The organism is Bacillus cihuensis, assembly GCF_000504145.1.
In the GTDB taxonomy this organism is placed as follows: Bacteria; Bacillota; Bacilli; order Bacillales; family DSM-1321; genus Peribacillus; species Peribacillus huizhouensis.
Map to the genome: position 1 here is coordinate 1,722,845 of NZ_KI632495.1, position 15,098 is coordinate 1,737,942.

Annotated in this window: 14 protein-coding genes and 1 pseudogene; all 15 read right to left on the reverse strand. The window is 39.8% G+C overall.

Translation table 11 applies throughout. The features are described 5' to 3' along the window. A complete protein-coding gene (locus tag V179_RS0114100; protein WP_028392033.1) occupies positions 1-1,512 on the reverse strand; it encodes a sugar ABC transporter ATP-binding protein in 1,512 nt (503 codons plus the stop codon). Between the two features lie 51 nt (positions 1,513-1,563). Next, the gene (locus V179_RS0114105) at positions 1,564-2,580 is read right to left on the reverse strand and encodes a LacI family DNA-binding transcriptional regulator (RefSeq protein ID WP_028392034.1); all 1,017 of its coding nucleotides are present in this window, start codon (positions 2,578-2,580) and stop codon (positions 1,564-1,566) included. A 29-nt stretch (positions 2,581-2,609) separates the two neighbouring features. After that, entirely contained in the window at positions 2,610-4,076 is a 1,467-nt protein-coding gene (gene xylB / locus V179_RS0114110) for a xylulokinase (protein WP_028392035.1), read from the reverse strand. A gap of 312 nt (positions 4,077-4,388) precedes the next feature. Further along, a pseudogene (locus V179_RS30110) lies at positions 4,389-4,544 on the reverse strand (excalibur calcium-binding domain-containing protein); the annotation flags it as partial. A gap of 106 nt (positions 4,545-4,650) precedes the next feature. Beyond that, on the reverse strand, positions 4,651-4,803 hold the full coding sequence (locus tag V179_RS31330; RefSeq protein ID WP_200868672.1) for a hypothetical protein: 153 nt from the start codon (positions 4,801-4,803) through the stop codon (positions 4,651-4,653). Between the two features lie 324 nt (positions 4,804-5,127). Further along, on the reverse strand, positions 5,128-5,835 hold the full coding sequence (locus V179_RS0114120; RefSeq protein WP_028392036.1) for an ABC transporter ATP-binding protein: 708 nt from the start codon (positions 5,833-5,835) through the stop codon (positions 5,128-5,130). After that, positions 5,835-6,614 (reverse strand): ABC transporter ATP-binding protein, encoded by a 780-nt coding sequence (locus V179_RS0114125; protein ID WP_028392037.1) that lies wholly within the window; start codon positions 6,612-6,614, stop codon positions 5,835-5,837. Before V179_RS0114125 ends, V179_RS0114120 begins: the two co-directional genes overlap by 1 nt. After that, entirely contained in the window at positions 6,589-7,563 is a 975-nt protein-coding gene (locus V179_RS0114130; protein WP_028392038.1) for a branched-chain amino acid ABC transporter permease, read from the reverse strand. Before V179_RS0114130 ends, V179_RS0114125 begins: the two co-directional genes overlap by 26 nt. Positions 7,564-7,576: 13 nt before the next feature. Then, entirely contained in the window at positions 7,577-8,455 is an 879-nt protein-coding gene (locus tag V179_RS0114135; protein WP_028392039.1) for a branched-chain amino acid ABC transporter permease, read from the reverse strand. Positions 8,456-8,601: 146 nt separating this feature from the next. Beyond that, the gene (locus V179_RS0114140) at positions 8,602-9,777 is read right to left on the reverse strand and encodes an ABC transporter substrate-binding protein (protein WP_028392040.1); all 1,176 of its coding nucleotides are present in this window, start codon (positions 9,775-9,777) and stop codon (positions 8,602-8,604) included. Positions 9,778-10,109: 332 nt separating this feature from the next. After that, positions 10,110-10,880 (reverse strand): tRNA threonylcarbamoyladenosine dehydratase, encoded by a 771-nt coding sequence (locus tag V179_RS0114145; RefSeq protein WP_028392041.1) that lies wholly within the window; start codon positions 10,878-10,880, stop codon positions 10,110-10,112. 361 nt (positions 10,881-11,241) lie between these two features. Further along, positions 11,242-12,384 (reverse strand): M20 family metallopeptidase, encoded by a 1,143-nt coding sequence (locus V179_RS0114150; RefSeq protein ID WP_051404963.1) that lies wholly within the window; start codon positions 12,382-12,384, stop codon positions 11,242-11,244. A 543-nt stretch (positions 12,385-12,927) separates the two neighbouring features. Then, positions 12,928-13,668 (reverse strand): hypothetical protein, encoded by a 741-nt coding sequence (locus V179_RS0114155; protein ID WP_028392043.1) that lies wholly within the window; start codon positions 13,666-13,668, stop codon positions 12,928-12,930. Continuing rightward, the gene (locus tag V179_RS0114160) at positions 13,661-14,197 is read right to left on the reverse strand and encodes an RNA polymerase sigma factor (protein WP_051404964.1); all 537 of its coding nucleotides are present in this window, start codon (positions 14,195-14,197) and stop codon (positions 13,661-13,663) included. Before V179_RS0114160 ends, V179_RS0114155 begins: the two co-directional genes overlap by 8 nt. 648 nt (positions 14,198-14,845) lie before the next feature. Beyond that, positions 14,846-15,098, reverse strand: a 253-nt coding sequence (locus tag V179_RS31720) for a hypothetical protein (protein WP_235179039.1), incomplete at its 5' end; no start/stop codon positions are given.

Consider the following 15,098-nt stretch of genomic DNA (forward strand, 5'->3'; position numbering starts at 1 on the left):
TTAAACCCCCATTTTATTGGCTGTAGCCAAACTTAATATTTTCTCTTGAGTCGCCTCTTTTGGACGAAGTGTTCCTGTTACTTTCCCTTCACTCAACACAATGATTCGATCACTCATTCCTAAAACTTCAGGCATTTCCGATGAAATCATAATAATGGAGTATCCTTCTTTCGTAAGTTGATCCATTAACTTATAAATCTCTGTCTTAGCTCCGATATCGATTCCCCTAGTCGGTTCATCTAATATTAAAACCTTCGGATCGGTTAACAGCCATTTTGCTAAGACAATTTTCTGCTGGTTCCCGCCACTCAGTGTTTCTACAAGTTGATTTCGACTATATGTTTTAATTTTAAGTTTCTTAATCATCTCGTCGACTACTTGGGTTTCTAAATCCCGTTTCATCATGGGTCCTGACGTGAATTTATTGAGTGATGAGATCGTTATATTTTGCTTCACAGACATGGGCAAGACGAGCCCTTCTTCTTTCCTATCTTCTGTTACAAAAGCAATTCCATGTTTAATCGCATCTTTCGGTCCTTTTATTTTTACTTCTTTATTTTTTAGTTTGATTGTTCCACTCTCGATAGGGATCATGCCAAAGATTGCTTTGGCAATTTCTGTTCGACCTGCTCCCATCAATCCAGTCAACCCCAAGATTTCGCCTTCTCTTAATTGAAAACTAACATTTTGAAAGTATCCTTTAGCAGTAATCCCTTCTACACTAAGAGCGATTTGGTCTTTTACTGACTTACTTCTTTCTGGAAAAATATCCGTTAGCTCTCTTCCTACCATTTGCTTAATTAATGAATCATGATCAAGCGTTTTTGCTAAGTTCGTAGAAATATATTCTCCATCTCGAAATATAGTAATATCATCCGCAATTTGGAAAATTTCATCCATCTTATGTGAAATATAAATAATTCCTTTTCCTTCTTTTTTTAATCGATTAATAATACTAAACAGTTGTTCTACTTCTTTATCTGCAAGAGAAGAAGTAGGTTCATCCATAATGATTACTTTCGAATCATATGAAACAGCTTTTACAATCTCAACCATTTGAATCTCAGAAACACTCAATTCTTTCATTCTCTGTTTAGGATCAATCGATAAACCAAGGTTTTCAAACATCTTTTTCGTATCTTTATACATTTTCGGATAGTTCACTAAATGAATTTTAGGATAAATGGGCTCTCTTCCTAAAAAAATATTTTCAGCTACAGTCATTTCAAAAATGGGGCTTAATTCTTGATGAATCATCGCGATCCCATTGTCTAAAGCCATTTTAGGATTATCTAGAAATATCTCTTTTCCCTCTACTAAAATGGACCCTTCGGTTGGTTTATGGATACCAGATAAAATCTTCATTGCTGTTGATTTCCCTGCTCCGTTTTCACCCATGAGGGCATGAACGGTTCCTTTACGAATCTTTAGACTCACATTGCGAAGGGCCTTAACACCATTAAACACTTTTGAAATCCCTTTCATTTCTACTAATAATTGTTGATCGTACATTGGGAACCTCCTTCTTAAACGTTTAAGTTAAAGAGAAAATCTAGTGGAACATTAAACTGTTCCACATGATTCACGAATAACTAACTTCAATGGCAATGAGGTCGTGATAATCTCATCTTTAGATTTCAATTTATGCAAGGCATGAATTGCCTGCCTGCCCATTTCAAAAGCGGGTTGTGAGACGATCGTTAACTTCGGAGAACTTATTTCTTGCCACGGATGATCATCAAAACCAATAAAACTAATATCTTTTGGAATACTAAGATTTTGTTCTTTTATGGCTTTAAGTGCCCCTATCATTAGCAGGTGATTCGTAGCAAAAATAGCTGTTGGTGGTGAAGACAAGTTCATCATTCTTATGACAGCCTGATAGCCCCCATCTATTTGTGCCTTCGTCCCTGTATTGTTTCCCCCAAATTGAATCAACTCTTCATCAATTTGTATGTTTTGACTAGTTAAAGCTTCGACATATCCTTGTTTTCTTTGGACCGTCGTACTAATTCCTGGTGAAGCCAAGATTAACCCTATTCTTTTATGACCGTTTTGCAGTAACTTCCTTGTAGCCTTGTAACATCCGTCAACATTATCTGCCTTAATGACGGGCAATTTAACATTTTCTACTTCACGGTCTATTAAAACAATCGGTGCATTTGCTTTTATTTTAGTAGTACTTAATGTTTCCGATACAGGAGCAAGTATAATCCCACTTACTTGTTGTGCGGACAACAATTCAATTAACTGATTTTGTCTCTTTTCACTTTCCTCGGAATTAGCAACGACAACCTGCCAATCATAGTATTCACATTCTTGTTGAATCCCGTCTAATATTTCGGTAAAGAAAGGGTTGTTATCAGGTACAATTAATCCAATTAGCTTACTCTCGCCTCTCTTTAAGCTTCTAGCTGATTCATTTCTGGAATAGCCGATTTGTTTAATGACCTCATTGACCCTTTGGATTGTTTCTTCACTTGCTTCATCCTTATTGTTTAACACATTCGAGACCGTTGCTATTGAAACATTTGCCTGTTTTGCTACATCATATAGTGTAGGCCGCTTTTTTTGCACCATCTACTATCTCCCTCTACTATCCGATTACATTATTTACTGGATAACTGCTTATATAAGTTCTGATACTTATGAAAGCCCTCTTTATATAGCAAATAATGATCTGTTCTAGGGGTTATTATAACATCATCTGCTCCATTCGTTACTTCATCAGGTGCTCTAAAGAAGCCAATTCCCATTCCAGCTAAGATTGCAGCACCAATAGCCGGTCCTTCAAATCGCGCGGATTTTTTTAGCTTAACACCTATGACATCTGATAATATTTGACTCCAAATCTCACTTTTTATTGCACCACCCGTAATCACAAATGATTCAGGGGAAGCTATATTTTTTATCAGTTCATGACAGTCCTTCAAACTATATGAAACCCCTTCCAATACAGCTCGTACAAAATCACCTTTACGATGGGTCAAATTCAGTCCGTAAAAACCGCCTCTAGCCGTTGAATCATTATGTGGTGTACGTTCACCTGATAAATATGGTGTGAAAATTAGTCCGTTTGCACCTGCTTTTACATCTTTTGCTTTTAATATTAACTCTTCATAGTCTTCCTCTAATTCAAAAGCTTTCCTAAACCACTTTAACGACTCACCCGCAGTTAACGTAACTCCCATTGCATACCATGTATTCGGTAAAGCATGACAAAATATATGCAACGAAGAATTTGTTTTTGTCAGCAATTCTTTATCAGGTCTGTTATTAATTGGCACTAATACAACTCCTGAAGTGCCTACACTAATAAGTCCTTTATTTTCATTAAAGACACCGTTTCCAATTGCCGCCGCAGCATTATCCGCAGCCCCAGCTACAACAGGAATTCCTTCCTTTAACCCTATTGCACTTGCAGCCGTATTACCAATCTCCCCAATCACGTCTATGCTTTCAAAGACCGGTGGAAACCACTCAGGATTAAATCCAAGTTCATGGATAAGATCCTTATTCCATTTTCTGTTATAAACATCAAAAATTCCTGTACCACTTGCATCTGTAACTTCTGTTGCCATAACACCTGTCAATTTATAATTAATAAAATCTTTAGGCATCATTATCGTAGCAATGCGTTTGTATGCTTCTGGCTCATTTCTTTTTAACCAAATTATTTTAGGTAGGGTAAAACCAGGAAAAAGAGTATTCATGGTTAAAGAGCGAAATCTCTCTTCACCAATTGTCTCTAAAACTTCTTTACATTCTTTTTCAGTTCTTTGATCATTCCAAAGAATGGCTTTTCGTATAACCTCACCATTAGCATCTAATAAAACACTGCTATGCATTTGACCAGTGACTCCAATTGCCTCTACAAATGAGGGGTCATTATGTATAAATAAAGTCTTTAAAGCCTTTTTTACAGCAAGCCACCATTCTTCAGGATCATGCTCCGTCCAACCTTCTTTCGGAACATCAAATGAATAGGAAACTTCACAAGACTCTATCATTTTTCCTTCTTTATTAAGTAAGATGACTTTTGTGCCACCTGATCCAATATCAATACCTAAAAACATTTCACTATCCCTCCTTTACTTAAACGTTTAAGTAAGTACTTTTATTAAATTATATTTTCATAACATTGTCAATATTTTTTAGAAAAAACTCTAGCTCCTAGTGTAAGAGACAAACTTAACCTACTTCCTTATCTGATATAAACGCTAAAACGTGAATGGTATGGTACTTCGTATTATTGTAAAGCAAGAGTCTGGCACCAAGATGATGGGCTGGCATGAGAAAAATGTTCTTCTCACAAAAAAAAGTCAAAAACCTTGCAGAAACTATTCTCCGCAAGGTCATTTCATCATTAAATACTTCCGCATCAAGAATTAACGCTCACAAGTAATGCCATCATGATCACGATCTTTGCTACTATTCGCATCATATAATGTTTTCGATACAAAAGATTTGTATTTTGTTTTTCCGCCTTTGGTTTTTACAGTGGAAGATTTAGCTCCCCCGCCTTGATAGTCCTTGTTCAGTTCTGTGCAGTTTTTGCACGTTTTGCTTTAGTAGCCGCTGCTTCAACCGTGATTGAACGAATAGAAATATCAAAAAAACCCAAATTACCGTTTCTAAACGATGAAAAGGCTAGCTTGGGTCGTTTTCGTCTAATGATAATGTGACGACTTTCGTATATTCGCCCTTTGCGATTTCTTCTGTCGATGCTGTCTTTTCAAGTTCGTCTTCTGTGTCAATTCCTTCAGCAATTATTGGATCCTCAGTATGGTTTTGTTTTTTCATGTTCGACACACCCCTTCATCCCTAGATTGTCCAGGCATGAAATCTTCATTCAATGATCTGTAATAATCCTCAACATTTTTTTACACTTCTTTTATACAAGCATTATATCGAATTAACAATATATCCCTATACTGAAATCTAGGTGGATAGCATGCGTGGCTATCGTGGTATTGGCGTAGGTGGAGCCGATGCTGTTTGTTACATAAAAATAAAGGGCCAGACCTCACACTCTATATGCGGTTTAGTGTGTTTCTCCTTCTGCACATTATCTAAACCATATATAAAATGTGAGGTCTGACCCTTCGTTTCGGGTATCCCTTCTTATCAGTTGCCTCCAAGATAAGCCATTTTCACTTTCTCGCTTGATGTGAGTTCTTCGGCATTGCCTGAGAGAACGATGCGGCCGGTCTCGACGACATAGGCACGGTCCGCGATAGAGAGGGCTAAATTCGCATTTTGTTCGACGAGTAAGACCGTTGTACCTGTTACATTAATTTCTTCAATGATCCGGAAGATTGTTTTTACGAGCAATGGTGCTAAGCCCATCGATGGTTCGTCAAGCAGCAACAGCCGTGGCTTTGCCATTAAGGCTCTGCCCATGGCTAGCATTTGTTGTTCACCGCCCGATAATGTACCTGCTTGTTGTTTCAATCGTTCCAATAGCCTCGGAAATAAATCGTACACCATCTCCATGTCTTGTTTGATGCCTTTTTTGTCTTTTCGCAAATAGGCCCCGAGTTGTAGGTTTTCTTCTACAGTCATATTGGCAAAAACACGGCGGCCTTCAGGGACGTGTGAGATACCTTGCTTGACGATTGTTTGGGCTGCTTTAGCGGTAATTGTCTTCCCTTCAAAGATGATTTTTCCTTGTTTCGGTTTCAACAAGCCGGAAATCGTTTTAAGCAATGTGCTTTTGCCTGCTCCATTCGCTCCAATCAACGTGACAATTTCTCCTTCATTGATCTCGAGCGAAACTCCTTTTAATGCATGGATATTACCATAATACACATTGAGATCTTCAACCTTTAGCATTATGATACCTCCTCGCCAAGATACGCCTCGATCACTTTCGGATGATTGCGAATTTCTTCAGGCGTTCCATGGGCAATGAGCTGTCCGTGATCGAGCACATAGATTCGTTCACAAACACCCATGACGAGCGACATATCATGTTCAATTAACAGGACGGTCAAATTGAATTTTTCACGGATAAAGGCAATTAACTCCATCAGCTGTGCCGTTTCCTTTGGGTTCATGCCAGCAGCTGGTTCATCGAGCAGTAATAATTCCGGGTTGGCTGCAAGTGCCCGGGCGATTTCAAGTCGGCGCTGTTGCCCGTATGGCAGGTTTTTCGCTTTATCGTCCCGAAATTGGTCTAAGTTAAATAGTTTTAAAAACTCTAACGCCTTTTCTTCCATTTCCTTTTCACCGGAAAAATGATTGGGCAATCGCAATACACTACTTAGAATCGAATGCTTGGCGAGCGAATGATAGGCAACTTTTACATTATCAATGACAGATAGCTCTTCGAATAAACGGATATTTTGAAACGTGCGGCTGATGCCTTTTTTCGTGATTTTATATGGAGGTTGCTTTCGTATGTTTTCCCCTTTAAAAAAGATTTTCCCATCAGTCGGTACGTATACACCTGTCAGCAAGTTGAAAAACGTCGTCTTGCCGGCTCCATTCGGACCAATCAAGCCAACGAGTTCCCCAGGGTATAATTTCATATTCACGTCCGCCACTGCCTTTAAGCCCCCGAAGCGGATTCCTACTTGATCAACCTTAAGCAACGGTGTGTGTGTTTCCATCTTTAGGTCCCCCTTTTTTATTTCTTCGGTTCGTAAATAAAGACGTGACTTCCTTCGTACCAAGCAATCCCCGCGGTCGGTACAGCATCGTGATTATTAAAATCAAGCTATAGATGACCATCCTTGTTTCCGGGTATTCTGTTAACAGCATCGAAACGAGTGTGAGTAGAATGGCAGCTATGACGGCACCACTCATACTGCCGAGTCCGCCAAGTACTACGAATATTAAAATATCAAATGATTTTAAGAAGCCGAACTGGCTCGGTTGAATAATGTAAAAATTATGGGCCCAAAGCGCCCCTCCTACTCCAGCAAAGAAGGAGCCAATTAAAAAGGCGACAACTTTATAATAGGTCGTGTTAATACCCATCGCGTCAGCGGCGATTTCATCTTCCCGAACTGAGATACAAGCTCGACCGTGAGTGGAATTGGTGAAATTTCGAATCACTAATATGGTGAGTAACATACAGCCAAATACCCAAGGCCATGTTGTTAATTGTGACACCATCATGCCGCTCGGTCCGCCGATATAATCAATATTAAAAAAGGTAATCCGAACAATTTCGCCAAAACCAAGTGTTGCAATTGCCAAATAGTCTCCTTTTAACCGAAGACTCGGAATGCCGATCAGCATCCCAGCTATTGCCGCAGCAAGGCCACCAGCTATTAGGCCAATCAATAGTGGCTGACCGAGTTTCATCGTAAAAACCGCGGACGTATAAGCACCGACCGCTAGAAAACCGGCATGGCCAATGGAAAATTGACCGGTAATGCCAATAATCAGATGCAGACTTACCGCAAGAATAATATAGATGCCCATCGTCATAATGATATTGACGATATAAAAATTTATTAAAGCACTCGAGATGACGATTTGGACGATCGTAAACAAGGCGAACGCGAATAGAATTGAGAGCCAAAAACCTTTTGTCTGTTTCAGTTTTATCATCGCTTTGTCTCCCCTACACTTTTTCTCGTTTGTTTTTTCCGAAAATTCCTTGAGGCATGAAAATGAGGATAAGAATTAAGACAATAAAGGCGACGCCATCCCGCCAAAGCGATCCTCCAGCTGCGCTCACTAATGATTCGATCACACCTAACAGCAAGCCACCGACCATCGCACCTGGAATAATGCCGATGCCGCCGAGCACTGCGGCAACGAACGCCTTCAAGCCAGGGATTACACCCATCAACGGCTCAATCTTATAATAATACGTTCCGAAAATGACTCCCGCCGCTCCGGCTAGTGATGAGCCGATGGCAAATGTGGCTGAGATTGTGTTATTAACGTTAATCCCCATTAATTTGGCGGCTTCTGCATCATGGGAAACAGCGCGCATTGCTTTACCGATTTTTGTTTTATGAACAACAAATTGCAAAATGATCATGAGGGCAACCGAAACACCGAGGATGAGCAATGATTTACTTTCCACCGTAACACCAAGTAAATTGATTTTATTCGTAGGTAAGATATCATTGGGATATGCTTCAAGTTGGGCGCCTCTAAAAAAGATCATCCCATTTTCAATGAGTAGTGACACACCAATCGCGGTAATTAACGCAGCAATTCTTGTCGCATTCCGCAGAGGCTTGTAGGCAATCCGTTCAATCAGAACACCGAACAAGGCACATGCGACCATCGACAAGATTAAAGCAGGAAAGAAAGATAAGTGTAAAAACGTAATCGAATAAAAGCCAACAAACGAACCGACCATAAACACATCTCCATGTGCGAAGTTGATCAGTTTAACAATGCCATAAACCATCGTATAGCCGAGAGCAATCAATGCATAAATACTACCAAGAGAAATTCCATTTACTAGTTGTTGGATGATTTCCATCACTCGACTCCCCTTTTAAGAAAGCGTAAAAACCCTTCGAAGAAAATAAGGGTCTGACCACACAAAAAACACCTTTTATTGTTTGATTATCTATAAACAATAAATAGAAGATGTGGGTCTGACCCTTTCGAATAACCTCAAGTTTCTTAAGGATTTACTTTTGTTTCGAAAACTTGCTCGCCCTTTTCATATCGTAAAATCGTCGCTGATTTGATTGGGTTATGGTTTTCGTCGATTGTAAATGTGCCTGATACTAATTGCAGATTTTTCGTTTCAGCAAGTGCTTGTTGAATTTTCTCGCTCGTTACTTCTTCGCCAGCGTTTTTAATCGCTTCTGCTAGGAAGTATGCTGTGTCATATCCTAATGCAGCGAAAGCATCTGGTTTTTTGCCTTTGTATTCTTTTTGGAAAGCTTCAACAAAGCTTTGGATTTTCACATCAGGATCACCAGAAGAATAATGATTCGTGATAAATGTCTTTGTTAGAGCATCAGCGCCGGCAATTTCTAATAGTTTCGGAGAATCCCATCCATCAGCGCCCATAAGCGGCACATCAATTCCTAATTCACGTGCTTGTTTCACAATCAAACCTACTTCTTCGTAATAGCCTGGAATGTAAATGAAATCAGGCTGTTTTGATTTAATCCGTGTTAAAGTAGCACGGAAATCGGTATCTTTTTGTAAATAAGCTTCTTGTGTTACAACGGAGCCGCCATTTGCTTCAAATGATTCTTTAAAAGATGCCGCAAGCCCTTTTGAGTAATCGCTTGAGTTGTCAATATAGATCGCTGCTGTTTTCGCACTTAAGTTTTTCGTAGAAAAGTTCGCGGCAACCGTTCCTTGGAATGGATCGATAAAGCATGTCCGGAATACATATTCATTCAATTTCCCTTTCGTCACTGTCACTTCTGGACTTGTTCCTGTTGCCGTAATGATCGGAACTTTGTTTTTATTCGCCAACTCTACTTGAGCAAGCGTGTTCGTGCTCGTTGCTGAACCAATGATAGCAAGTACTTTGTCCTGATTGATCAGTTTCAAAGCCCCATTCATCGCTTCTTCTGCTGTAGATTTATTATCGTATTTGACAAACTTCAGTTTTTTCCCGTTAATTCCTTTTTCGTTGATTTCTTTAAGCGCCAGATTTGCCCCTTCATAAATCGATTGACCATATGAAGCAACACCACCAGTCAATTCTAAGTTTGCTCCAATCAATAGTTCATCACTTGCATTGCTCCCGGCACTGTCTGAAGAACCACAGCCGGATAATAGCGCCGCCCCTAGTGACAGCGACATGAAAATTCCCGCTAGCTTTTTCGTTTTCATGCGTGTACCCCCTGATTTTTATAATGTTGGAACATTTGGAAGTCATAACTTTTTAAACAAAAAGTTAATATTCCAAATATAATAAATATTTTGACAATAGTGTAACTGATTCTAATTCGTTCGTCTACCTCGTTTTAAAGAGAATAGTTACTTATACGCAGGTCTATGTATGGAGATCCATTGGATAATCATATTGTAAAATAGGTGTTTTTTTCAAAAATACTTGTGTTCTATGGTACTATTCATATTTCACAATATTTTTCATTATAAAAAAAATAGCGAAAAGTATTTCATAAAAAAATGCCGATTGAAATCAGCATTTTTCTCCGATATTATTCAATTACGTCGCCAACGCGGTATACTTTCACTTCTTTCGTAATTTCACCTACGACCCAACTTGCGCAAATTAAGCCAGCAACTGATGGGACGAATGCATTGGAAGATGGCGGCATTTTCGCTTTGCGAATTTTCGCGTCTGGTTTACCGACCACTTTATTGACTTCTTCTCTTGTGACAATTGGCGTTTCATCGGAAAAGACAACCGGAATTCCTTTATAGATGCCTTCTTTTCGTAAACGGGTACGAATCACTTTTGCAAGTGGATCTGTGTGCGTTTTGGAAATATCGACAATTCGGAATCTCGTTGGATCCATTTTATTAGCTGCACCCATGCACGAAATAATCTTAATATCTCGTTTTAGACACTCTTTCATAAGATGGATTTTATAGATGATTGTATCAGAAGCATCAATTACATAATCAATGCCGTGACTGAAAAAGTCTTCGTACGTTTCTTCTGTATAGAACATTTTCATTGCAATCACTTCGCACTCTGGATTAATCTCTTTAATCCGGTCACGCATTAATTCAACTTTTTGTTGACCAACTGTCGAAAGAAGTGCGTGTATTTGTCTATTTACATTTGTAATATCGACATCGTCCTTATCTACAAGAATCATACGGCCTACACCTGAACGTGCCAAAGCTTCAGAAGCGAAAGAACCCACTCCACCAATCCCAAGCACGGCAACCGTTGAATTTTTCAGCAGCTCTATACCTTCTTGACCAATTGCCAACTCATTACGCGAAAACTGATGTAACATATGTGTCAACTCCATCTTTACTATCTTAATAAATACAATTCCCAAAAACGACTATAACATAAACTATTGTAAAGTGAAACTGCTATCAGTGGGGTTTTTCCACTGATGGTTAGTTGAACCAATCGGGCTTTTACGGGCAGTTATCCCCCACCTCCGCTTCCTCGATTCCTCTAAGCCTTGAGGTCGGGGGCTTACTGCCCGTTAATGCGGGATAAAATATAAGTAGGGGAGTCGGGATAATTTATGGTAGCGGAGCATTTCGTCTAGATTGGGGACAGTATATCCCAAAGTTTGCTTGCTACTTTGTCTTAATAACTGGTCACATAATATAAGACCCCCGGGCATCTCGGGGGTCTCACATTTATTCAGATAGTTTTTGAATCGTTTTGGCCAATAATAAAGTCCGTTCGGTTAAGGTTGGAATTTCTAGATATTCTTCATCGCTATGGGCATTACCGCCGACAGGGCCGAGTCCATCTACAGTTGCAACACCAGTTGCTGCTGTGAATGATGCATCTGAGCCACCGCCCGTTGATGTGTCAGACACTTTTATGCCGATTTCTTCTCCTACTTTGCGAATGATGTCAAGAAGGCTCTTCGTTTGTTCAGTTTTTTCCATCGGTGGTCGGCCGATTTCACCGGTCAACTTGATTTTTGTACCGGGAACCGATGTGAATGAACAAATTTCTTTCATTTTTTCAAGCAAAGTTTGTGCTTGATCCATTTGCGCAATGCGAATATCAATATGGGCAACAGCTTTTGAAGAAACAGTGTTATAGGCAGATCCACCTTCGATCATACCGACATTGACGCTAATTCCTTTTTCGTGATCAGATAGGTGATGAAGCTGAATCACTTTATGCGCAAGTTCCTCAATCGCACTTCTCCCTTTTTCTGGCTCGATTCCTGCATGTGCCGCTTTTCCTTTCACAATCAGCGTATAATGACCGCCACCTCTTCTTGCAGAAACGAGAGATCCATCCTTGCGTGCCGGTTCCATAATGAGTGCAAATTCTTTCCCTTTTGCTCTTTCCATGATGAGCGAACGCGACGTCGGTGAGCCGATTTCTTCATCACTATTCAAGATAATTTGCACGTTCTTATAGCCTTCATTGCCTACTTCTTTCATATATTTCATTGCATATAATAGTTCGACTAGGCTTGATTTCATATCGACAACGCCCGGTCCATAGGCTCGGTCCCCTTCAATTCGAAATGGGCGCTTAGCAACTGTGCCTTTCGGAAAAACGGTATCCATATGGGCAACGATAATAATTTTCGGGTTCACTGCTTCATTATGCTGAATGATCAAATGATTCCCATGTTCCTCTTGCTCAATCGTTTCCACCACAAAACCGATATCCTCAAAATGGCCTTTCAAAATTAAACCGATCGTATCAATACCACTTTTTACATGTGAACCACTATCTATATTCACCAATTGTTCAATAAAATGAAGCATTTCCTCCTGTTTGTCAGCTAAAACATAATCTATCAATTTCATCTCAAAGTCATCCCTTTGTCTGTACCTCTTGTCCTGCTTCATTACTACGCAAGAAAAAAGGTTTTACTTTAAATTGGAACATCCGCGTAATAAAGGTCTTCCTTTATCATATACGACAGTGCCTCAAAGGATCTAACCCTTTCGTAACACCCGTCGACAGAATCCCTTTGCGCAAATCCCTATCTACAACCTGGCACGCTTTGTTTACCAAATTGACATAATTTTAATCGACTATTTACACTTCGTCAATCTAATATTTCATATTTCATTTAATATTCGGAATGTTCCTTGCTATATATATATGTTTGCGCAAAGAAAATGACTAGATATGTCGTCCAATTTTTCGCGGATTTATCGTATTAACGGGCAGTAAAAGCCCGATTGGTAAGTTTGCGCTCACAGGATATGTGTTACATAGACGAAAGACTAAAGGTCGCTAGTTCGTAGTGGCACTTTACCTAAGCGGAGTGAGGTGTTTGCGACACTAGAATGGGACTAACCATCAGAGGGCGGTGAAGCCCCCACTGTGATTGAAGTTTCACTTTATTCTTTTGGAATCAGTTTAAACTCTTTTAGCATGTTATCAAACCGAACAGCGTGACCTTCTGACGCTTCTAAAAAGTAGGTTTGTTTAATGACGAAGCTTCCTGCTTGGCCATTGCTGATGATATACGTTTTCGTTACAGGTGAATCCCATTCAACGCCGGTAATCCCTTTCAACATCCACCCTTTTAAAGGCGTAGTTACTTTTTCTGGTTCCTTCAATTCTGGGAATGATTTTCTTAATTCGTCTTGTACGTCTTTAAGCACTTCATCTGGTTTTTTATCGGAAATTTGTCTAATTTCCATTGAAACTTCAGGATATCGCTCCGGTAAGTCCACTTTAGGTACGATCAGATCATAGCCTTCTTTTTCTTCATAGCGATAATGTTCTTCATCTACATAGATGACATAGTCAGCAGATTCCTTCAGTGTCACATCTGTTTCTTCCTCTGTACCTTCTATGGACAGCGGCACTTTCTTTTCTGGCACAAATAACTGCTTCACCTTATCGATCAGGGCATAACCGGTACCGGTTTCCGTTCCAAATAATAAAAATACGGCAGCTGCTGCTGTCATGAGAATGGCGTACCGTTTTTTCATAACTTGCTTTTTGTTATTCCGATCCGATTGCTTAATTTCCGACTCGATCTTATTCCAGATTTCCTCTTTTTCCTTACTGTCATATTCGGTATTTTCCAGCATGGTTTGTTTGATTTCATCTTCGTTCAAATTTTTAGACATGTTGACCGCCTCTTTTCTCATTTAACAGCTTTCTTAATTTTTCTCTTCCTTTTAATAACCGGGTTTTAATTGTGTTCACATTGATTTCTAGACAGGTGGCAATATCGCGTTCAGTAAACCCTTTAAGATATTTTAAAATTAACGGATGGCGGTACATATCTTTTAACGATTGAATCGCCTCATATAAATCATCATATTCCTCTTTTGGACTATTGCTGGAATTCACTTCTGTCTTTTGTGCTTGCATCAACTGTTTGATTTTTGCCTCCTTTTTTAATAATCGGTTGCATTCATTGATTAAAATCCGATAAAACCAAGGCTCAAATGGTTGATTTTGATCATAGGAAGATAGATTGCGATACACACGGATGAAAGTTTCTTGCAAGGCATCTTTCGCTACTTCGCGATCCCTCGTAATCGCAATCGCCGTACGCATTCCTTGGTTGAAATGAATGTCATACAGCTTCTTGAAAGCAGCCTTGTCACCTCCTAATATATCTTGAATCAGCTTTTTTTCATTAAGTTCCATAGCTTGGATTGCTCCCCTTCTTTTAATTCCTTTACACTACATACCTTAGTTAGCCATGAAAAGTTTGCTTTTTTGAAAAAAAATTAAATCTTTTGTTGGTTACCCTAGAAAAATCTCAACTCTTTCTATAAACCTGCCCGTAATGAATTATTTTATATAAGCCCGATTCTAAGTATTTCGGTTCCACCTATGTTAGCTACGGCACATCGGCCAGAGCGCATGCACAAACCGTCTTTACGTGCCGGATATCAAATTTACGTGCCGATTTGGCTTCTTTTCGGTCCGGAACGGAGCTCTTTCGTGCCGAAATCATCACTTTTCGAGCGAGATTGGCGATTTTCGCGCCGGAGCTTAAATCTCTACGGTTCAACCACTTAATTACTATTTTTTTATGAACCCCGTTGCTGTCCCAGTTATGTTAGCTATGGCACATCAGCTAATGCACATGCACAAACCATCATTACGGGCCGGATTTCAAATTTACGTGCCGGTTTGGCTTCAATTCGGTCCGGAACGGAGCTCTTTCGTGCCGAAATCATCACTTTTCGAGCGAGATTGGCGATTTTCGCGCCGGAGCTTAAATCTCTACGGTTCAACCACTTAATTACTCTTTTTTTATGAACCCCGATGCTGTCCCAGTTATGTTAGCTACGGCACATCAGCTAATGCACATGCACAAACCATCAGTACGGGCCGGATTTCAAATTTACATGCCGGTTTGGCTTCTTTTCGGTCCGGAACGGAGCTCTTTCGTGCCGAAATCATCACTTTTCGAGCGAGATTGGCGATTTTCGCGCCGGAGCTTAAATCTCTACGGTTCAACCACTTAATTACGCTTTTTTTATGAACCCCGATGCTAAGTATTTCGGTACTAGCTATGCTAGCTAAGTCATAACGGCCA